The 21,547-nt window shown below is 64.4% G+C and carries 15 protein-coding genes; 7 read left to right on the top strand and 8 right to left on the bottom strand.

Translation table 11 applies throughout. The features are described from left to right. Positions 1 to 111: 111 nt before the first annotated feature. Together eccE and AOT87_RS15200 are read left to right on the top strand one after the other, a co-directional pair. Positions 112 to 1,098 carry a type VII secretion protein EccE gene (gene eccE / locus AOT87_RS15205; protein WP_057967057.1) on the top strand — a complete coding sequence of 329 codons (987 nt, stop codon included), beginning with the start codon at positions 112 to 114 and terminating at the stop codon, positions 1,096 to 1,098. Between the two features lie 123 nt (positions 1,099 to 1,221). Beyond that, entirely contained in the window at positions 1,222 to 3,078 is a 1,857-nt protein-coding gene (locus AOT87_RS15200) for a CocE/NonD family hydrolase (protein ID WP_057967056.1), read from the top strand. A gap of 13 nt (positions 3,079 to 3,091) precedes the next feature. Here AOT87_RS15200 and AOT87_RS15195 read toward each other — a convergent pair whose 3' ends face one another. After that, on the bottom strand, positions 3,092 to 3,526 hold the full coding sequence (locus AOT87_RS15195) for a pyridoxamine 5'-phosphate oxidase family protein (RefSeq protein WP_030095662.1): 435 nt from the start codon (positions 3,524 to 3,526) through the stop codon (positions 3,092 to 3,094). A 494-nt stretch (positions 3,527 to 4,020) separates the two neighbouring features. Here AOT87_RS15195 and AOT87_RS15190 point away from each other — a divergent pair, with 494 nt between their 5' ends. Beyond that, positions 4,021 to 4,908 carry a hypothetical protein gene (locus AOT87_RS15190; RefSeq protein WP_057967055.1) on the top strand — a complete coding sequence of 296 codons (888 nt, stop codon included), beginning with the start codon at positions 4,021 to 4,023 and terminating at the stop codon, positions 4,906 to 4,908. Here AOT87_RS15190 and AOT87_RS15185 read toward each other — a convergent pair. The 5 genes from AOT87_RS15185 to AOT87_RS15165 form a co-directional block, all read right to left on the bottom strand. Beyond that, a complete protein-coding gene (locus AOT87_RS15185; protein ID WP_057967054.1) occupies positions 4,905 to 6,002 on the bottom strand; it encodes an LLM class flavin-dependent oxidoreductase in 1,098 nt (365 codons plus the stop codon). The genes AOT87_RS15190 and AOT87_RS15185 overlap by 4 nt on opposite strands. A gap of 21 nt (positions 6,003 to 6,023) precedes the next feature. Further along, a complete protein-coding gene (locus AOT87_RS15180; protein WP_057967053.1) occupies positions 6,024 to 7,049 on the bottom strand; it encodes an ABC transporter substrate-binding protein in 1,026 nt (341 codons plus the stop codon). Then, entirely contained in the window at positions 7,030 to 7,779 is a 750-nt protein-coding gene (locus AOT87_RS15175) for an ABC transporter ATP-binding protein (protein WP_030095657.1), read from the bottom strand. The genes AOT87_RS15180 and AOT87_RS15175 overlap by 20 nt, the downstream gene beginning before the upstream one ends. Before the next feature lie 10 nt (positions 7,780 to 7,789). Beyond that, positions 7,790 to 8,623, bottom strand: coding sequence for an ABC transporter permease (locus tag AOT87_RS15170; RefSeq protein WP_057967052.1), 834 nt, complete (start codon positions 8,621 to 8,623; stop codon positions 7,790 to 7,792). A gap of 136 nt (positions 8,624 to 8,759) precedes the next feature. Continuing rightward, the gene (locus tag AOT87_RS15165) at positions 8,760 to 9,089 is read right to left on the bottom strand and encodes a hypothetical protein (protein ID WP_030095655.1); all 330 of its coding nucleotides are present in this window, start codon (positions 9,087 to 9,089) and stop codon (positions 8,760 to 8,762) included. Positions 9,090 to 9,346: 257 nt separating this feature from the next. Here AOT87_RS15165 and AOT87_RS15160 point away from each other — a divergent pair, with 257 nt between their 5' ends. After that, positions 9,347 to 9,712 (top strand): hypothetical protein, encoded by a 366-nt coding sequence (locus AOT87_RS15160; RefSeq protein ID WP_030095654.1) that lies wholly within the window; start codon positions 9,347 to 9,349, stop codon positions 9,710 to 9,712. Between the two features lie 20 nt (positions 9,713 to 9,732). On the opposite strand, the gene AOT87_RS15155 is transcribed toward AOT87_RS15160, so the two are convergent. After that, positions 9,733 to 10,452, bottom strand: coding sequence for an alpha/beta fold hydrolase (locus AOT87_RS15155; RefSeq protein WP_030095653.1), 720 nt, complete (start codon positions 10,450 to 10,452; stop codon positions 9,733 to 9,735). Between the two features lie 75 nt (positions 10,453 to 10,527). Then, positions 10,528 to 16,917 carry a type I polyketide synthase gene (locus tag AOT87_RS15150; protein WP_057967051.1) on the bottom strand — a complete coding sequence of 2,130 codons (6,390 nt, stop codon included), beginning with the start codon at positions 16,915 to 16,917 and terminating at the stop codon, positions 10,528 to 10,530. Between the two features lie 224 nt (positions 16,918 to 17,141). Between AOT87_RS15150 and AOT87_RS15145 the strand changes: the two genes are divergently transcribed. From AOT87_RS15145 to AOT87_RS15135, 3 genes are all read left to right on the top strand, one after another. Further along, on the top strand, positions 17,142 to 17,540 hold the full coding sequence (locus AOT87_RS15145; RefSeq protein ID WP_052399513.1) for an MmpS family transport accessory protein: 399 nt from the start codon (positions 17,142 to 17,144) through the stop codon (positions 17,538 to 17,540). Further along, positions 17,537 to 20,560 carry an RND family transporter gene (locus tag AOT87_RS15140; protein WP_057967050.1) on the top strand — a complete coding sequence of 1,008 codons (3,024 nt, stop codon included), beginning with the start codon at positions 17,537 to 17,539 and terminating at the stop codon, positions 20,558 to 20,560. Before AOT87_RS15145 ends, AOT87_RS15140 begins: the two co-directional genes overlap by 4 nt. Before the next feature lie 67 nt (positions 20,561 to 20,627). Next, positions 20,628 to 21,530 carry an SAM-dependent methyltransferase gene (locus AOT87_RS15135; RefSeq protein ID WP_070940425.1) on the top strand — a complete coding sequence of 301 codons (903 nt, stop codon included), beginning with the start codon at positions 20,628 to 20,630 and terminating at the stop codon, positions 21,528 to 21,530. The last annotated feature ends 17 nt before the right edge of the window (positions 21,531 to 21,547 follow it).

Genomic DNA, 21,547 nt, shown 5'->3' with positions numbered 1-21,547 from the left:
CCCCGGAAAATCCCCTTCCCCGGCAGCTCGCCTTCCTGGGCGCCGGTGTATGTCTGATCGCGGTGATCGTCGTCGCCGGGCTCAGTGCACGTCGCAGACAGGAGAGCACGAGTGAGTAAGAACGTGAAGCTATATCGACCCCCGGTACCGTGCACGCTGCGGTTGACCCTGGTGGCGACGCTGGTCGCAGCGGGTGCGTTCGCCCTCTACCGCCGGGACCCCGCCGACCGCTGGATCGCCATCACCGCCGGAGTGCTGGCACTGGTGCTGCTGGTGTGGTGGCGTGGCACCTTCCTCACCGACATTCTCGGACGATTCACGAAGCTGCTGACCCGCAGAATCTCTGGGAGGTCCTCCGCGAACACCCCTCAGATTGTCGCAGCGGGCGTCGATGCGCGCACCACGGTGGCACTCGAGCTCTCAGCACCCGCATCGGATGAGGAGGTCCCGCTCGGGCTCCTGTCCGGATACCTGGATCGCTACGGCGTACGGTGCTCATCAATCCGGGTCACGACCGCCGGGATAGCCGGCACCGAGAACAAGACCTGGGTGAGCCTGACCCTGAGCGCGGCGGACAACCTTGCGGCATTGCAGGCACGTTCTTCCCGAATCCCTTTGCGTGAGACCGCCGATATCGTGGGACGCCGACTCTCCGATCACCTACGCGAACTGGGGTGGCAGATCAATGCCGCAGAGAACCCCGGCACGCCGCTGCCGGAGGAAGTCAAGGAGGGCTCCCGCGCCGTCACTGACGATCACGGATACCTGGCCGCCTACCGCGCCACGGTGAACGACGATCTGCCGAACACTCTCGGAAGCATCTGGAGTGCCCCACTACCGGAGCGCTGGACGGTCCTCGAGCTCACCGGCACCACCGATGCTCCGCTGCTGACCGTGGTGTGCGCCTTGCGCACAGACGAGAAGCCAGAGTCACGCGCGCCATGGGGCGGGCTGACGCTGTGCTGGGGCGAGCACCTGCCTGTCCTGCAGGCGATGAACCCGCTGTCGCCCAACTCCTTCGGCGTAGCCGGGACCCCGGTCACCGTAGAGTTCCTCGACAACCTCGCGCCGCAGAATGAGGCACAGGCACTGGTCTGAGAGCATGTGGGCTAACGCGCTCCTGGGTGCGTTAGCCCACTGCGGCGTGGGCAGATTCCGGGAAGAGCGACCCGGCCTCGGTACCCTTTCGGGGTGATCGCAGGTTCGGCCAGACGTCTGGGAATGCTCGCCGCCACGCTGAGTCTCGTTCTCACAGGCTGCGGCCACGAGAACCCCGGCTCTGCGTCCTGGCCACCTGTCGGTGGGCGAGGCCCCTGCGCGGTGGCCAAAAAAGTCGATGTACCGGCCACCATGCGCGACGGCACCGTACTGCGTGCCGATGTCTACCGCCCTAAGCTCAAGGACCACGTGCCGGTCATCCTGATGCGCACCCAATACGGCAAAGGCAGCGCGCAGATCAAACCGTCGCGGTTCCAGACTCCCGACTGGTTCGCCTCACACTGCTACCTCGTGGTGGTGCAAGACGTTCGGGGGCAGGGCGCATCGGATGGGATATTCACCGAATTCGGCAATGACGGTAGCGACGGATATGACACCGTCGAATGGGCGGCCGGATTACCCGGCTCTACCGGCAAGGTCGGAATGTACGGGTCCTCCTATGTCGGCGCGACGCAATGGCTCGCCGCCACGACAACTCCCCCGCACCTGACAACCATCGTCCCGTCCAACACCGCATCCGACTACTACGACGGCTGGACCTACGAGGGCGGCGCGTTCCGGCTCGGCTTCGTGCTGCCATGGGCGATCGAGACAATCGCCACCACCGCGGCGAAGAACCGCGGCGACGACGCGACCGCCCGAGAGCTGGAAGCCGCCGCCACGGAGCCGGAGCGCTGGCTCAAGTTTCTTCCGTACCAGGATGTTCCACCGATGCAGCCGGGCAATCCACACGTTGCGCCCTGGTACTTCGACTGGATCCGCCATTCGACCCGCGACGACTACTGGAAGCGGTGGAGCATCCGGGATCGGTACGAGAACGTGAAGGTCCCCGTCCTGCATTTCGAAGGCTGGTACGACGCGTTCCTGCGCGGAGGCCTGGAGAACTTCGCCGGCATGTCCTCGCGCGGCGGCTCAGCGGAGGCGCGCCAGCATCAGCGCATCGTCATCGGCCCGTGGGATCACCTCGCCTGGGGCCGCGAAACATCGAGTCCCTCGCCACTGCTGAAAGGCCTGGGGACCGGAGCCAGTAGCCCCGTGAACGAGCTGCAATTGGCGTGGTTCGATCACTTTCTCAAGGGGACCGACAACGGTGTCTCCGCCGACTCACCCCGCGTCGACTACTACCTGATGGGCGCCAACCGATGGAAGAGCGCCCCTGCCTGGCCGCTGCCACAGACGCAATGGACCGTCTACCACCTCGGCGGTCCCGGCGCGAAACACCATGGAACGCTGGGTAACTCGACCACACCTGAGGATCCACCCGACAGCTACCGCTACGACCCTGCCAATCCGGTGCCGAGCGCCGGCGGGCACTCGTGCTGTGCCGCGGATTCCGCGCCGGAAGGCCGATACGACCAGAACACCATCGAAGAGCGCCCCGACGTGCTGACGTACACCGGCGAGCCACTCACCGCCGATACCGAAGTCACCGGGCCGATCACCGTCGACCTGTGGGCTTCGTCCTCGGCGCCGGACACCGATTTCACCGCGAAACTCGTTGTCGTGCAATCCGATGGCACCGCCGTCAACCTCAACAACGGAATTGTCCGAACCTCGCTGGCACAATCCTTATCCGAGCGCCGACCCATCCCCGCCGGCCAGCCACACAGATACCGCATCGACATATGGCCGGTGAGCTACCAGTTCCGTGCCGGCGAGCGCATCCGGCTGGAAATCTCCAGCAGCGACTTCCCGCAGTACGCGCCCAACCCAAATACGAGTGCGGCGTTCGGGCAGAACGATGAACTCCGCTCCGCCACACAGACAATCCTGCACGATGCCGCGCACCCGTCAGTGCTGACGCTTCCCGTCATACCCGCAGGCAGCCCGGGAACAGAGCAGTTCCCGCTACCCAGGTAGTCAACGGAGAACGCTAACCCCAGTTCTCCGGGCCGCCCAGGTCCGCCGAGAGCCAGTGCTCCGGGGAGACATAGACCGCGATCTGCTCGCCATACCCCTCCGAGTATTTGAGATACCCGTCGAGCAACTCCTCCGGGATATACCGGGCGGCCACCTGCCGGTGCTGGTCATGTTCGAGCGGCACGATCTTGGTCACCGGCCCCTCCACGCTCACATACCGGACCGTCGGCTGCTCACGATCGACCATGAGCGTGAGCCGACCTGCCGCCTCGATCAGCTGATGCTTGCGCGAACCCTTGCCCGTCGGAATCCAGAGATCGCCACCCGGGGTGTAGAAGTACCAGATCGGCACGGTAAGCGGAGCGCGGTCCGCACCGGCACTCACCGAGATTGCCGCCACGTGGGGCTCGGCCAGAAATGCCTGTCGTTCTTCCAAACTCAATCCCATGGCATCACCCTACGAGCCCGCACCGACAAGCGCACCGGACTCGGGTCATGGTTCACTGAACCCGACACTGCGGAAACGAAAGGGCGTGGTGCCATAAGCAAAACGCGTGTCATGCATCGTCGCCCTGCGCCGCTCACGGACAAACAGACATTTGAGACAAATGTCGAGGTGCTCGAGCAATTCGGTCTGCGCCGCGCGCTTTCCATCCTGACAGCGATTTGTACCGTGGCCATCGGCGCCGCCGCGATGACCTCGGCGTTCGAGGGCTTTTCGACCATTCCTGCGTTGTGCGTCGTCATCGCATTACCCACCCGGGGATGGGGCATTCGGTATGCGCGGCGCAAACCCATTACTTTCGCCGAGTCGTTGGCTTGGCTCATCTATTGCGATATCGCCATCATGGTGCCGAAATGTATATGGCGAGAAGACAAGCCGGGAAGAAAGCCGCGCGTGTTTCCCATTGATGCCGCGGTATCGCGTGATTCACTTGAGCGATGGCACGACCCATCGATCTCGCCCGTCGCTTCTACGACCGGTTCGAACCCATCCACGGCATCGCCTACTTCGCACCCGAGGCGCGCGCCGCGGCCGACGAGCTCGGCTACCGCGGATTCTGGCGCGGATACTTTGCCACCCGTTCGGCACCCCTGGGCATGGTGTGCCCCCGGCTCGTCGAGGCCGTGTTCTACAACTTCGCCTCATTCCGGGTCGTCAAGTCACTCGAAGGCGCCTGGGAAACCGTCAGCCCGCAACAGGCACTGTCCGCCCGGCAGGCCGGTGCTGTCGCGGCGTTACGGCGCTATGGCCTGACCGATGACGAAAATCTTTGCGCCGCAGCGGAACTGCTGGGCAGGGCGGCCCGCAACGCCTCGCCCGCGGGGCGTCCCCTCTACGCCGCGTTGACCGCCGTGCCCTGGCCCGACGAACCCCTGGCGACGCTGTGGCACGCCGCCACCCTGCTACGCGAACAGCGTGGCGATGCCCACGTCGCGGCCCTGGTCGCGGCGGGCATCGATGGCCGTGAATCGAACGTGTTTCATGTTGCGGCGGGCCGTGCCACCAAGGCCGACATCATGCGCAGCCGCGACTACGACGAGTCAGAATGGACCACACTCGAAGAGGGCTTGACTCGGCGCGGCCTACTCGACGACGGTGCCCAGCTGACGTCAGAGGGACACGCGCTCAAGACCGATATCGAGAACCGGACCGACCGGGTATCGCTGCCGGTATTCGACATTCTCAGCGATACCGAGGTGGAGGCGCTCTTTCACGCACTCACCCCCATCACCCGGCGGGTCATCGCCGGCGGCGACCTACCGGCGTCGACACCAATGGGGTTGCGGCGCAACGATCTCGATAACGAAAGTGCGAATCTGACCTAGGCCGCCAGCGCTCCCCGCTTCTTGAGCAGAGGGAGCACACCCTCGGCGAACCAGTAGGCCTCCTCAAGGTGCGGGTATCCGGACAAGATGAACTCGTCGAACCCGAGCGCGTGGTACTCGGAGATCAGATTCGCGACCTCTTCATGACTGCCCACCAGCGCCGTACCCGCACCGCCGCGCACCAACCCGACACCGGCCCACAGGTTCGGGTAGATCTCCAACTTGTCGAGCCGACCGCCGTGCAGCGCCGTCATGCGCCGCTGGCCTTCGGATTCGGACTTCGAATGCAACGCGGTGGCCGTCGCCACCTGCTCCGGGGTCAACTCCGCCACGAGCGAATCGGCGACGGCCCAGGCCGCCTCGGAGGTATCCCGCGTGATCGTGTGCAGCCGGATGCCGAATCGAAGGGTGCGCCCGCGTTCCTTCGCCAGGGCACGCACCGTCTCGATCTTCGCCGCGGCCGCGGCGGGCGGCTCGCCCCATGTCAGGTACACGTCCACATGATCGGCCGCGATGGGCAACGCGGCCGGAGAGGAGCCTCCGAAATACAGCTGCGGCAAAGGTGTTGGCGGCTCCGAGACCCGCGCGTCGGTCACGGTGTAGTGCTTGCCCGAATAGTCGACGGGATCACCCTTCCAGATGTCCCGCACGATCTGCAGGAACTCCCCGGTCCGCTCATAACGCTCGTCGTGGGTGAGCCAATCGCCGAAGCGGCGCTGCTCGGTGTCGTCGCCGCCGCTGACAACGTTCAGCAGCAGGCGCCCTTCGGAGAACCGCTGGAAGGTGGCGGCCTGCTGTGCGGCGAGTGTGGGTGGCACCAGGCCGGGCCGGAAGGCGACCAGGAACTTCAGACGTTCGGTCTGCTCCAGAAGCGCCGATGCCGTCAGCCACGCATCCTCACACCAGGTGCCGGTGGGCGTCAGCACACCCTCGAAGCCCAAACGGTCCGCAGCGCGGGCGATCTCGCCGAGATAGCGCAGGCTCGGTTCGCGGTAACCCACCGGGATGGTGTGATGCGAGGACGCGTGCGAGGCGCCCACAATGGAACGGCTGTCGCCATTGGTGGGCAGGAACCAGAAGAACTTGGCGGCCACGGGAATTGCTCTCCTTGTGGGTTATTGGGACTTGGTGAAGTACTGCTTGAGTGCATCGTTGTACCGGTTATCGACGAAATCAGAGAACGTGGGCTTGCTCTGAATCTGGCCCGACTGCGCGAACAGATCGGTCAGCGTCTGCTCCGAGGCCGTCACCTCGTCGGTAAGCGGTATTGGTTGTCGCAGGCTGCGTGACTGTGCCAGCTCAGCTGCGGCAGGGTCGATTCCGATTGCGGCGGCATACTTTCCATACCACTCCTGTGGATGGGCTTGGGCCCATGCGCTGGCACGCGCGATGCGCTGCACCAGGTCCGACAGTGCGGTATTGCGTTGAGCATCACGCAGTGCCACCTGCGAAGCGACGCCGAATCCGTATCCGTTCGCGACGCCGGTAGCGGTCACCAGGGTACGAACCTTCAGCTGTTTGTCGGCCAGCGCCGTGTAAGGGTCCCAGATCGCCCAGGCGTCGGCCTGTCCCTGACTCAGTGCGGTAAACGCGTCGGCGGGCTGCAGAAACACCGGCTGGATGTCCTTGATGGTGAGATTGGCCTTCTGCAGCTGAAGTAGCAGATGACCGTTCGCCGAACTCCCCTTCCCGACAGCCACCTTCTTCCCCCGCAGATCTGCCACGGATCGGATTGGGGATGTGTCGGAAACCAGGATCTGGTCACCGGAGGCGTCATTCGTATAACCAGACACCACTTTGATTCTCGCCTTGGACGCAGCCCCGAAGATCGGGGGTGTGTTGCCGGTGACGGCAAAGTCGATCTTGCCCGCGGTCAGCGCCTCGATCTGCGGCGGGCCAAAAGTGAAGGTGGAGAATTCGACCTTGTACGGCGCGTTGTCCAGTTCCCCTGCCGCGCGTAGCAGCGATTCGGTGCCGCCCTTCTGATCGCCCACGCGCAGCGTGAGATTCGACAGCTCCGAGAGCGGGACGAGCTGCGGCACCGCGGAATCGCCCTTTTCGTCGCGGCCGGAGGTGCAGGCCGTCAATGACAGCAGGATCGCGGTCGCGCTGACGATGGACTTAAACACCAAGCTGCGCAAGAAGCTCTCCTCGATAGTTCTCGGTTTCGGTGTCGTGCTTGCCCTGCGGTTTACGCGGATTGCGAATGCGCAATGTGTGCACCAACCGACCCTCGTCCAGCACCAGGATGGTGTCGGCCAGCGATATCGCCTCGTCCACATCGTGAGTTACCAGCAGCACCCCGAACTCGTGCTCTCGCCATAGGTTCAGCAACAGTCGGTGCATCGAGAGCCGTGTCAGCGCATCGAGTGCCCCGAAGGGCTCGTCGAGCAACAGCAGCTGCGGCTCCGCGACAAGCGCACGCGCCAGCGAAACACGTTGTGCCTGCCCACCCGAGAGCGTCAGTGGCCAGGCCTGCGCCTTGTCGGCAAGCCCCACCTCATCAAGGGCCCGGTCAACGCGAGAGAGCGCCTCCGCCTTGGACAACTTGGTGCGGGTGAGTCCGTACAGCACGTTATCGCGCACCGAGCGCCACGGAAAAAGTCGCGGCTCCTGGAAGGCCACGGCGGGAGCGCCCAACACCACGCGCTCACCATCGTGGTCACCGGCCAGCCCGGACAGCACCCTGAGCACCGTCGACTTACCCGAGCCGCTGCGGCCCACCAGAGCGACGATCTCGCCACGGTCGACCCGCAGCGAGATGTCGTCGAGAACGCGATTACGCCCGTACCACTTGGTGACCGACGTCAACTCCGCCGCCGGGGTGGCGGACTGGCGCGACAAGTCTGCGAGCTCGAAAACCGCTGTCATGATCTGCCTTTCATGATCGGTACCGCAGTGCGCGCCGTTCCAGCACTCGCACAATGGCATCTGTGACTATGCCCAGCAGCGCGTAGACCACCAGCCCGAAGATGATGACGTCGATGCGCAGGAAATCGCGCGCATTGTTGATGAGGAATCCCACCCCGGCGTCGGCGTTGATCTGTTCGGCGACGATGAGCGTCAGCCAGGACAGCGCCAGGGACTGCCGTAACCCGACAAGCACCTGCGGAGTCGCACTGGGGACGACGATGACACGCAAACGCTGCCAGAACGAAAACCCAAGCACCTGTGCGGTTTCGAAAAGTTTGGGGTCTACCTGCCGGATCGCGGAGGTGGTGTTGAGGTACAGCGGGAAAGCCGCGCCGAGAGCCACCATCAGCACCTTGGGCAGCTCGCCGATGCCGAACCACAGGATGAACAACGGGATGAGACCGAGGTGTGGCAGCGCCCGGATCATCTGCATGGTCGGATCCACCACGGCATCGGCAAGGCGCGACAAGCCCACCGCCGCCCCCAATACCACGCCGACCAGACCGCCCAGCAGCAGTCCTTCGGCGGCGCGGAGGCCGGATACCCGCAGTGCGGCGGCAAGCTGTCCGTTGCCGATCAACTCGATTCCGGCGTGGGCGATTGTCGACGGGGCAGGCAATATCTCCGGGTCGATCAGCCCCCAGGCGCTGGCCGCCTGCCAGATGAGCAGCACCGCGAACGGTGAGAGAAATCGAACGATCTCCCACCGCCGATTGAGTACCCACTCCCACCGGGACGGGGTGGCAACGGGGGCATCTGTGTCAGTCGCCGCAGTGGCCACCAACGTATTACGGGTGGTCATGAAAAGCTCAGGAATCCTCACGGGTCGGCGGCTGCGTATCGACAGTGTTGACACACTATGGGCGCGTTCGGATTCGGTGAAGAATTAATATCGCGCTGATTCGACGGGTATCCCCATCCCGGGAAAACGACAGAAATCAGCGCCAGCCGTCTGCCGCCTTGGCGGCGCGCAGCAGTTCCTCGCACAGCTCACGCAGCTCATCGTGGGTCGCACCTTCTTCGACCGCGGTGGCAACATCCTCGGCCGCACACCGCGCCTGATACACCCGGTCGGCCAGGTCCGTCGCCTCATCGGCCGTAAGCACCACGGCATCGGCGGGCACCGAGGTGCCCTTGACGGCGGCACGCTGCTCATAAGCACGCTGACGGCAGGATTGTCGGCAGTACTGGCGTCGCCGGCCCAGTTCCGCGTCGTCGACTTCACGCCCGCACCATTTGCAGGGTTGAGCGTGTTTGCGACGTGCCACGTCTTGGAAGCGTAGCGGTGGCTCGCGACGCCAGGCGCGCAAGGTCCGCTCGGTACCAGCGAACCGCCTGACCGTCGGCGGATGTGAGAAATCGGCATCACCAAAACGGACGACATGACTGGTGAGAGCTGGTGCGACACGACTGACGCCACGTCGTGCAAAGCGATCGAGCGCAATTAGCACAATTGCAAGGAAAACGGATAATTGTGCGCTAATCTTGCCCAATCACAGCGGCATCCAACGTCGGAGGTTGTGCGATGAACAAGATCATCAAGCTTGGGCAGGCCGTGCTAGCAGCGGGTGTTATCGCCGCTCCGGTCGCTGTCATCAACGCGGGCCTGGCGTCGGCACAGCCGAGCCCCGCCCCCGCGGATGTGTGCTTCAACGGACCGTATCCCTCACCCCCGCCCCCTTGGGGACCGGGAACCATGGAGGGCTGTGTCAACCCCGACAGCTGGTTCAGCCAGTGGGGTTGGCGGTATGCAGGACCCAACTGGCGCGGCGAAGGCGGACAACTGCCGCCTCCGGCCCCGAACTGGAAGTACGTAGGCCCGGGCTGCGAGTACTCGAGCAACCCGAACTGGCAGTACACCGGCCCGGACTGCCAACGCGAAACCCCGTAGTACGACGGCGGCCTCGGCGGCTAGTAGGAGTACGAGCCGCCGAGGGCCAGCTCGGCCTCGTGCGTCAAAATGGTCGCCAAGGCTTGCGGGTTCGACCAATAGAAGTAGTGCCCGCCGGTCACGAGGATGCTTGTGAACTCCCCCTTCGTGTACGGGGCCCATCGGCGCGGTGGCGCAAACTTCGGGATCACCTCGTCATCCTTTGCGCTCACCTCGGTGATCGCCGTCTTGATCCGGCGGCGCGAGATCGATTGCAGGCCAAGACTGAAATCGATCACCGCATGCAGCCGCGCCTGCTCCAGCAATGACTCGTCCGCTATCTTCTTCGGTGGCCACGCCCCGCGCTGCTCGTCATTGGTGAGCCTCCAGAGTGCGTGCTGTTTCGGGTTGTGGCCCCGGGTCTTGGCGTAGAGAGCATCCATGCGCCACAAGGACGGATGCCCACTCACCACCGGGACAAACCGGCCCACGGCGAAGTCCCGCGACTCCAATGCCTGACAGACCGTGTAACCGAACAGGCCACCGAAACTCTTTCCCGCGAGAACCGGCCGACGGCAACCGAGCCCGACGATCGCCGCCGCACAGTCCTCCGACAGTGCGCGCAGGTTCTCCGGGGAGGGCTCGGTGGACCGGGTGCTGCGCCCCGGCATCCGCCACACCCCGAAGTTCACCCCTGCCAGATGCGGGACCAGGTGCTGCTCGCCGGCGTGATTGGCCCCGGCGCCCGGGAAAAACAGCACGGTGGGCAGGGACGGCTGATATGCCCTTGGCCACCACCAACATTCGAGCGGAGTCGCAACAGTCACGCCGATCCTCTATATCGCGTCATGCTCGGGATCGCCGACCCCTTGCGCAATGAGTAGTGCGACGCGGGCACCGACGGCCTCAAGCGTGAGATCCGGGGTGAACTGGAACGCACTGATCTGGATGTTCAACTGCTTACCGGCCCGTGCGGCGAACTCCACCGCCATCAGGGAATCGATACCCAGATCGGCGATAGGCCCGGTGGGATCGATGCTGTCCACGTCAACCTTGAGGACATTGGCGAGTTCCTTGGCCAGTTCCTTGGTGACCATCGGGCCGCGTTCCTCCTCGGGCAGGGCTAGCACCGCCGCACGGAAGGCGGCCTGTTCGTTCGACACCGCAGCAGCTTCCGCGGAGAGATGAGCGAAACGTGTGCTCTTGGCTGTCGAGGGCAACGGAGTGCGCAAGACTCCCCAGTCAACGCCCGCGATAGCGACATGCGGAAGCTGGAATCGGGAGCACTCGTGCATGAGCGTCGCCCCGAGATCCATGTTGAGGCGGCGCAACCCGACGGAGTCGAGGAACTTCACGATGGCCTCCACCTCTGCCATCCCACCTCCACTCATCGCGCCCCAGCTCACCGACAGGGCGGGCAGCCCGGCCGCGTGCCGTGCCTGAGCGAGCCCGTCCAGCACGCTGTTCGCGGCCGCATACGTCACCTGCGGAACAATGCCGATGAGACCACTGATCGATGAGTACAGCACGAAGTGGTCGAGCGGTACATCGTGCTCGCGCGTGGCCTTATCCAGATTCAGGGCACCATCGACCTTCGGCGCGAAGACCTTGTACAGCGACTCCGCGCTGATATCCGCCAGCACCTCATCATGGGCCACCGCGGCGGCGTGGAAGACTCCGCGCAGCGGATGTCCCGACGCTTCCACCTTCGCGACCAGATCCGAGACCTGGTCGTAGTCGCTGATATCGATCCGCTCTTCCCACACGTCGACATCGGCGGCGCGCAACGCCTCGATCTGCGCCCGCGCCACCTCGGTGGTGGCGCCGCTGCGACCCGCGAGGATCAGGTGGGTGGCGCCGGCCCTGGCCAACGAGCGTGCGGTGGCCAACCCGAACCCGCCGAACCCACCGCTGATGAGGTAGGAGTGGCCGGGGCGCACCGGGGCGGTATCCGGCTTGCGCGGCAGTAGCTTTGGAGTCTGATCCCGCAGATCCAGCACGATCCGGCCCATGTGCGCCGCCCGGAACACCGCTTCGAACGCTCCCACCACATCTTCGATCGGGAATCTCGTGAACGGCAGCGGGGTGAGCTTGCCCGAGGTGAGCATCTCGGTGCATTCACGCCGGAGCTCGCGGAAGGTCTCGGGCCGCAGCCGCAGCATGCGGTCCATGTCGATCGCGTGGAACGACAAGTTCCCGCTGAAGGCCTTGAGATCCACTGCGCCGCCGAAGTAGATATCCGCCTTCCCGATTTCGATGATCCGGCAGAACTCCCCGGCGACCGCGAAGTTCTGGGCGATCATCTCGCCGGGCAGCGAGTTGTAGATGACGTCGACACCGCGGCCTTCGGTGACGCGCAGTATGTCGTCGACAAACCCGACCGAGCGCGAGTCGAAGGCCGCGGTTGCGCCCAGCTCGAGCGCCGCGCGACGGCGCTCCTCGCTACCGGCAGTCGCATAGACAACCGCGCCCATGTTGACCGCGATCTGCACCGCGCCCATACCCATGCCGCCCGCCGCACCGTGGATAAGGACGGTCTCACCGGGCTGCAGATCGGCGAGTTTGTAGAAGGCGTAACCCGCCGTGAAGAACGGGACACCCGAGCCCACCGCAAGCGGATCGAAATCCTCACGCTGCAGGTGCTCTTCGTCGATCCGTTCCCATGCCGCACCGCCATCGAGATCGAACGTCAGATAGCGTCGCAGCAGCCCACGCTCTGCCACCGCGATGCTCTCCCCGACTCTGAGTTCGTTGACCGCGGAGCCGACACGTGTGACGACACCGAATCCCTCCATCCCGGGCTCCAGCTTGAAATATGTTTCGCCGAGCTCGCGCTCCGTCAGGATTCCCAGGACCTTCAGCGGGTCTTTGTAGTTGAGTCCCAAGGTTTCGACGCGGACCTCGACCTGCCGGGGACCCGGTTCGATGCGATCGCATGCGCGCAGCGCGATGTCCTTGAGCGTGCGCGTGTCCGGGATCTGCACCTCGTAGGCCACCTCCGGGTCGGTGGGCTCGAATGGTTCTTCCCACGGCGCAACGAGTTCGGACAGTGACCGGCGCATCCGCTGGGTCCACCGCTCACCCGCACGCACCGCGACTTCTTCGGCTCGATTCATCGCGCCGATCTCCGCGGCCACCTCGTCCGGCGTGGCCGAATCGGGCAGATCCACAAGGGACCATTTGGCGGGGTGTTGCTCGTTGGCCAACACCCGGCGTGCTCCCACGAGCGCGGTCTGATCAAGGTCCAGGCCGCTGTCGCCCGGGGCCAGGAAGGCGCGCGTGCTCACGACGACCACCTGCACATCCGGGCTCACGACACCGCGTTCGGTCTCGGCTTCCAGAACTACCCGCAACGCCTGAGCGATCGTGACGAGTTGATGCAGGTTCTCCACCAACGTCTTTCCGGCACCGACAGTCGCCAGGACGCGTAAGTACGTGTCCGCGTGCAACGCTGCCGCGAAAGCGTCGGCGAGATCTGCTCCCGGGTCGGCTTTCAGGATCACGGCACCGGTGCTGGCCGCACGGCGGGCGCCTTCTGCGAAAGCGGCTGCCACATTGCCGATCTCGACGATCACATTCGCGGCCCGGGCGGCGGGCGCGGCGGCGCTTCTGGACGCGGCAGGTGCGGCGGCGGGCTGTCCCTCGGCTTCCTCTTCCAAAGGCTCCCAACGAGGCTCGTAGAAGTACTGATCAAGTTCGGACAGCGGGTCCGACGCCGATCCCACGGGCCGTAGCGTCACTCCCGTCAAGGCCAGGGCGACTTCACCGTCTTGCGAAGCGAGATAGGCGTTCGCACGCAGCGGCTGCGTGCTGGTGATCTCGACGAACGCTATCGGGTCCTGGGGCACCTCGTGGTACAGGCGTACCCGGTCCACCGAGGCCGGGATATGCGCCGTCGGAGGCACATCCAGCTCTGGACGTGCCGCCAAGAGAACCGCGATGCACTGCAGGGCGGCATCGGCGAGCGCGGGATGAACGGCGTGCCGCAGTGCCGACCCCGACGCGTCTACCGCTTCCGGAGTCGTCAGCTGCGCAACGCAGCCGGCCGACCCGATGCGCACGCTCTGGATTCGCTGGAAGGCGGGACCGTAGGAGAGCCCGACCGCGGCCAATCCCTTGTAGACGTCTTCGCCGTCAAAGATCCTGTCGAACTCGGACTGTGCCGGAACCTCGATCCGTAAGGTCCCCAGATTCGCCTCGACCAGCCTGCCATTGGCATGTGCCGTCCACAGTTGGGTATGCGCGGAGCGGCCGTTGACGGTGAACCGCTTGGTGGGCTCGTCCACGGTGAGACGGGTAATCGGCGCGTCATGTTCGGCGACCACCAAAGGCACCGCGAAGACCACCGAGTCCAAGCCCGCCTGGCCCCGGCCGGAGCGTTGCCGCACGGCCGATAGCGCGGCATCGAGGTACGCGGTTCCCGGTAACACAATCGAGCCGAGGACCGTGTGGTCGGGCAGCCAGGGCAGATTCGCGGCGGCCAGGGTGACCTCCCACTGTGGCGTCAGCGCCTCCGCCCGGTCGCCCAGGAGCGCGAACCGATCGGCGTCGCCATAGCGCGCACGCAACGTCAGGGCGTCCTCTTCCCACAGTTCCTCTTGCGACCAGGGGTATTTCGGCAGGTCCATGTGCGGGACCGAACCGTTCTCGTAGAGCCCGGCCTCGCCGGGCGCGTCGATGGCGCCCACCGCATACAGGTCCGTGACGGCTTGCAGCACCGACTGCTCATCATTCTGGTCGCGGTGCAAGGTCTGGACTGCGGCACCGGACACACTGTGGCGCACAAAGCTTTCTCGAATATTCCCGAGCAGGACCGGATGCGGTCCGAGCTCCAGGAACACCCGGTACCGATCCTCGATGAGGGTGTCGATGGCCTTCGCGAACAGGACGCTTTCGCGCACGTTCTTGAGCCAGTAGTCCGGGTCTGCGAATGCCGCGCTGTCGATCTTCTCACCGGTGACGGTCGAGTAGACCGGCACGTCTGCCTGCCGGGGGGCAAGGCCGGCCAGCGAGGTCGCGAGCTCCCCGAGAATCGGGTCCATGAGCTGGCTGTGATACGGAACCTCGACGTGCAGCATCCGGGCAAAGACCCCGTCTTCTGCGAGCTCATCGTGCAGTGCCTGCAGGGCCTTGGAGTCACCGGACAATGTGGTTGCCGAGGCGCTGTTGATCGCCGCGACGCACACTGCCGTTCCAAAGCGCGCGGCCCGGCGCTGGGCTTCCTCGGCATCCAGACCGACCGCGAGCATGCCGCCAGAGCCCGCTGTCTTGGCCTGCAGCCGGGAGCGATGGAAGGAAACCGTAGCGGCGTCGCGCAAGGACAACGCGCCGCTCACGTACGCCGCGGCGACCTCACCAACGCTGTGTCCTACTACCGCGGTGGGACGGATCTCGAACTGTCGCAAATGCTCTGCCAGCGCCGACTGGACCAAGAAATTTGCCGGCTGGGCGATCTCGGTGCTGCTGACGCGAGAGTCCCCTTCGGGCCGCAGCAGCTCGGCGATCACCGACCAGCCCGAGATCTCCTGGAACACCGCGTCGATCTCGGCGGCGGTGTCACGGAAGACACCAGGGGTCTGCAACAGTCCGCGCGCCATCCCCCACCACTGCGGGCCCATCCCGCTGAAGACGAACACGGGATCGGAGATGCCCTCGACGAGAGCACGCGCCGGGGCCGCTTCCTCGCTTTCCGCATAGGAGTTCAGCTGCGCGAGAAGGTCATCGGCATCACGATAGATGAAGCCCTTACGCAGATAATGCTGTGCCCGACGGCCGGTGGCCGCGGTCTTCAGTCGCTGCGCACCCTCCTCAGAGAGATCTGAGCCCAACAGCTCGGCGTACCGTCCGGCCACCTCGTGCAACGCTGCCCCACTGCGGGCGGAGACCGGGAAGATCCGAATGCTGTCACGTGCGGGAGCCTGCGGCTCGGCGGCCGCGGGTGGCGCCTGCACGATGACATGCGCGTTGGTCCCGCCGTAGCCGAAGCTGTTCACCGCCGCGTATGCGGGAGCTCCCAGGTCCGGGTACGGCTCGACCTCGGTCGGGATACGGATCTGCAATTCGTCGAACGGGATTTCAGGGTTGAGTTTGTCGAGGACGACCTGCGGCACGATGGTCCGCCGCTGCACGGTGAGCGCGGCCTTGATCAAACCTGCGACACCCGCCGCGGCCTCGGTATGGCCGAAGTTGTTCTTCACCGAGCCGATCACCAGCGGCTGCGTGCGACCGGGAACCTTGCCGTACGAGTGCCCCAGTGCCTGCGCCTCCAGCGGGTCGCCCACGCTGGTACCGGTGCCATGCGCCTCGATGTATCCCACCAAGGCCGGGTCGATGCCCGCCTCCTTGATCACGCGATCCGCAAGCCGCTGCTGCGACACCGGATTTGGCACGGGCAGCGCTATAGTCCTGCCGTCCTGATTGACCCCGCTGCCGCGAATCACCGCATATATATGGTCACCGTCGCGCTGTGCCTGCTCGAGGTTCTTGAGCACCACGATTCCGACGCCCTCGCCACGGCCGTAACCGTCTGCTGCCGCGTCGAACGACTTGCTGCGGCCGTCGGCCGCGAGGAATCTGCCCTTACACATGGTGATGAACGTTTCCGGCTGGAACATGACGTTCACTCCGCCGGCAAGCGCCACATCGCACTCACCGTCGGCGACCGCCCGTACCGCCAGGTGCGTGGTGACCAGAGAGGACGAACATGCCGTGTCCACGGTCATGCTCGGCCCCCAGAAGTCGAGCGCGTGGGCGATTCGGTTGGACAACAACGTCTGCGACGCGCTGAAGGCGGCGAAGTTGTTGATCTTCTCCAGGTTTCGGGCCAGGCCCCGGCTGATCATGTTGTCGTTCATGAAACCGCCGATGAAGGTACCCACGTTCCCGCCCAGCGCCTGTCCGGCGATGCCCGCGTCGTCGAGGGCTTCCCAGGTGGTTTCGAGAAGAAGCCTCTGCTGTGGGTCCAGGACGGCAGCCTCACGGTGCGAGATCCCGAAGAAATCCGCATCGAACCGTCGGAAACTCTGGGTCAGGAAGCTGCCTCGCCGCGTGTACATCCGGCCCGGCGTATCGGGGTCGGGGTCGTAGTACTTATCCGCGTCCCAGCGATCCTTCGGAATATCAACGACGGCGTCGCCTTTGCGTAACACAAAGTTCCAGAAACTCTCCGGATCACCAATTCCTCCGGGGAATTTGCATCCGATGCCAATGATAGCCACTGCAACCAATGCTCGGCCCTCTCCTAGTTTTTGAACTATCGGGAGACGATGGAACTTTTTCCGAAATAGCGAGACAGTTCGAGCTCATCTGGAATCATCTTGACCACTAACGATGCTGTGCCTGCCGTGTCATTCCGTGGAGTTCGGACTGTACCCGTCTGATTGGCAACACGAAGGGTGTTTCAGATGACTTTGTTGATCCCCCCGAAAGTAGCTCCATGAGAAACGCCTGGGTGTATCTCGTTGTGCTGGCGGTGCTTACCGTCGCGGCCTTGTTCATCCTCAAACTGCGCTCAAGCGAGATCCCGGATGAGGCGGCGGGGACGGTGAGCCGTCTCCCCACGTTGGGCACGCTGTCCGAACGGACGATCCAGTACGAGGCCGTCGGGCCCGATGGAACCCCGGCGACGGTGTCCTATCTCGACGACGAGGGCCACAACCAGAACGTCAACACCGTCCTGCCATGGCAAGAAGCACTGCGCACCGTGGAACCTTCGCTGGTGACGAGCATGGTCGTGCAGTCCAACAGCTCTGGCGTTGGCTGCCGGATCACCGTCAACGGCAAGGTCCGCGATGAACAAGTCGCAACCGCCAGCGGCGGGATCGCAAGCTGCAAGGTGCAAGTCGCATGAAAAAAGACGAGAGCGAAGCGGTTACGGGGCCCATACCTGCGCCCGCCGACGGCAACGGGTTCTCCGATCGATCACGGGCATTTGGCAAGCGACTACGCAACGAATTCTCCGTGCCGTTCCGCCGAGAGACCTACGCCAGCACCGACACCGGACAGCACAGACCGCTGTACGCCCGGCTGCTGTACGGACTGTCCATCCCGATCGTCGTGCTGTGGGTGCTGCTCGCGTGCGGCCTCAATGCCGCTGGGCCCCAACTCGAGAAGGTGATCGAGGGACACGCGTTGTCCTTCCTGCCCGATGAGGCCTCCTCGGTGCAGGCGCTCTCCAACATGGGCAAGTACTTCGGAAACGGCGGCACCAACAACTTCGTCGCCGTGCTGGCCGAGGGAGACAAGCCGTTCGGCGCGGAGATGCACGGCTACTACGCCGATCTGATGGAGAAGTTCAAGGCCGACAAAAAGCACGTCGTCACGACGATCGATCTGTGGTCCGACCCGTCATTCGCCCCGGCATTCGAAAGCCAGGACCGGAAGGCCTCTTTCAGCTACCTCAACCTCGCCGGAAACATGGGCACGGCGCTGGCCATGGAATCCACCCAAGCGGTGCGCGACATCGTCAAGGCCTACCCGCCCCCCGCCGGGGTCAAGATCTACGTCACCGGACCTTCCGCGGTCGTGAATGACGAACTACTCGCGATCAACCGCTCGATCCTGCCGATCATCATCGCGTGCGCCATCTGCATCACCATCATCATGTCGCTGACCTACCGTTCGCTGTTCACGGCGGCGATGCCGCTACTGGTCGTGGCGGTCGCTCTGGTGACGGCCCGTCCGATCGTCGCACTGCTCGGTGAACGCGGGATCATCGGCATCTCCATATTTGCGTCAAGTCTGTTGGCCGGCATCGTCCTTGGCGCGGGAACGGACTATGGCATCTTCCTACTCGGCAGGTATCAAGAAGCACGGCGGGCGGGCCAGGACCCGACCACCGCCTACTTCACCGCCCTGTCGAGTGTGCAACGCATCATCTTTGCCTCCGGACTGACGGTGGCCGGCGCGACCGCCTGTATGACACTCACCCGACTCGCGGCGTTCTCCACGTCCGGTCTGCCCTGCACCATCGGCATCCTCACCGCCCTTGCCGCGGCGTTGACCCTCGGCCCCGCGCTGCTGGCGATCGGATGCAGGCTCGGACTGTATGAGCCGCGCGGAGATCGGGCCATCCGACGCTGGAGGCGCATCGCCACGCACGTGGTCCGTTGGCCCGGCCCCGTACTCGCCGGCAGCCTCGCCGTGCTCGCGCTCGCGATTCTCGTCCTACCGACGTATGTCATCAGCTACAACGAACGCGCGGCACAGCCGGCCAATACCGAGGCGAACCTGGGCCTGGACGCCGCAGACCGGCACCTGCCGCCCAACATGCTGAACCCCAACCTGCTGTTCGTCGAATCCGATCACGACATGCGTAACTCCGCCGACCTGATCGCGCTCGCCAAGCTGACCAATGCCGTCTACAGCGTGGACGGCGTGCAAGCGGTCCAGGGCATTACCCGCCCACTCATATCGCCACTGCCCCAAGGAACCCTGACCTATCAAGGCGGGTACATCGGTGAGCGCATGTCCCAAATCGCCGAGATGGTCAGCACACAGCTCAACGGCATCGCCAGAATCACCGGCCAGATCGATCAGCTCTCCGTCGGTGTCAAGGTGGTCCTCAAGGACCTCCGAGTCACCCAACGGGCCGTCGACCTGCCCGGCGGCGGGGGCCAGGCCACCCGAGCGCGCCTCATCGACCTGTTGAAGATGGCGAAGGGCATCCACAATGAGATGCAGCCCATGCTCGCCGCCGGTATCGACACGGCGGGACAGCTCGTCGATATGGTCCCGGACTGTAAGCAGCTGCTGCCCTGCAATACCGCGCTCACCGGCCTGGCCGTTCTCGACGGACTCAATCAGGCCGGAGGGCGAAAGTTCGAGGATCTCGTGGACGCCTCCCGCGTGGCCTCGGAGTCATTGCCGAATCTGGTGGCACAAGTTCAGCTGCTGGACCGTTTCCTCAGCGACGCACAACGAACGCTGACCCCCATCCGCGGCATGGCAGACTCGCTGCTCGTACAGATGAACGAGGTCACCCAATTCCTGCGTGAGATCGCCGACACGTATATGAAGGGAGACCCGAGCGGGTACTTCTTCCTTCCGAGCCAGGCCTTCGAATCCCCGCTGTTCCAGTCCGCACTCTCCGTCTTCTTCTCACCGGACGGCAAGATCACCCGAATGCTCGTCATGGGCGACGTGAACTCGTTCAGCAGAGAGAGCATGGACTACAGCGCCAAGATCATCCCCGCGGCGCAATCGGCACTCAAGGGCACCTCACTCGGCGGGAGCCAGGTGAGCATCGGCGGCGCCGGCGGCACACTGCTCAACATCGCCGCCTTCGCCAGGGAGGACTTCATCACCAGCGCCGTGGCGGCATTCGCATTCGTGTTCTGCGTGGTCCTGCTGTTGCTGCGCAGCTTTGTCGCCGCGATCGCCGTCGTGGGCACGGTGGGGCTGTCGTTCTTGTCCGCGTGGGGTCTGAGTGTCGCCATCTGGCAACACGGTGTCGGTCTGCCCTTGCACTGGGCGGTGGCGCCATGCTCCTTCATATTTCTTGTCGCGGTCGGCGCCGATTACAACCTGCTGCTCGTCGCCCGATTCAAAGAAGAGCTCCGCGCCGGAATCAAGACGGGCATCATCCGCTCCATGGTGGGCACCGGCAGCGTGGTCACCACAGCGGGCCTGATTTTCGGTTTCACGATGTTCGCGCTGATCGCCGGCTACTCCAGCACACTCGCACAGATCGGCACGACCGTCGGCGTCGGACTCCTGCTCGACACTCTCATCGTCCGTTCACTCGTCATCCCCTCCATCGCGACCATTCTGGGTCGCTGGTTCTGGTGGCCCATGCGTGTGCCGTGCCGCGCATTGCGGGAAACGGATCCGGCATTGGTCGGCCCGCGGCACAGCGCGAGCCAGGCATAAAAAGGAAATCAGTGTACAGAAATTGCAGAATTGGTAATTGTCGTCCACCAGATTCGGAAGACCGGGTATGAGTGCGAATAGTCGCCGTCTTGATCGCCGGGCGAGTTTTACCGCGCAATCCTGCGCCGCGCAACGCGCGGCCGAGACGATGCAATCACCCCGCCGGCGTCTCCTCAATGATCCCTACTCACGCCATTTCATCCGTAGCCCGCTATTACGTGCCTGTTTGATTCATCCGCTGGTGGCCCGCGGATTTATCGGGGTACTCAAATCGGTATTCGGCGCCGCAGGTCACTTCTTTTTGGTACTGCGGGTGCGCTATACCGATGACGTCCTCAAGAAGGCCATCGATGATGGCGTTGATCAACTCGTGCTCCTGGGCGCGGGGTTCGACACCACCACCTTGCGCCGCGTCGCGCACGGCCCGATCAAGATCTTCGAGGTCGACGCACCGACTACCCAGGCGGACAAACGAGCCGTCATGGAACGGCTCCAACTAACCGACAGCAGCGATGAAATCGTGTGGGTTCCTTGCGATTTCGAACATGACGCACTCCGCGAAAGGCTCCTCGCCAGCGGATTCGATCCCACCCGGCCAAGCCTGTTCGTCTGGCTCGGTGTGACTGCTTACCTCACCCAGGACGCGCTCGACGCGACACTTGCCGACCTCGCGACGGTCTGCGCGCCCGGAAGCCTGCTGGTTTTCGACTACCTGGACACCAGTGTCGTCACGGGCGGAGACAACAAGTCGGTGCGTGCCCGGCTATGGACCGAAGCGGCGGCACGGTTCGGCGAGCCGTACCTGACCGGTCTCACCGAGGCAGACGCCGACGCGCTGCTGGCATCGCATGGATTCCAGTGCCGCCAGCACCTGACCACGCTCGAATTGCTGCGGCATTACGCACCGGCATATGCCAGTCGATCACCTGCCGACGGCCGGGCGGCGATCACCACGGCGCAGCGCACCTGACGGTGGGCTCGCCACAT

The sequence above is a fragment of the Mycobacteroides sp. H003 genome, assembly GCF_001440135.1.
Classification (GTDB): domain Bacteria; phylum Actinomycetota; class Actinomycetes; order Mycobacteriales; family Mycobacteriaceae; genus Mycobacterium; species Mycobacterium gwanakae.
This window is presented reverse-complemented; position numbering and strand designations above follow the sequence as displayed.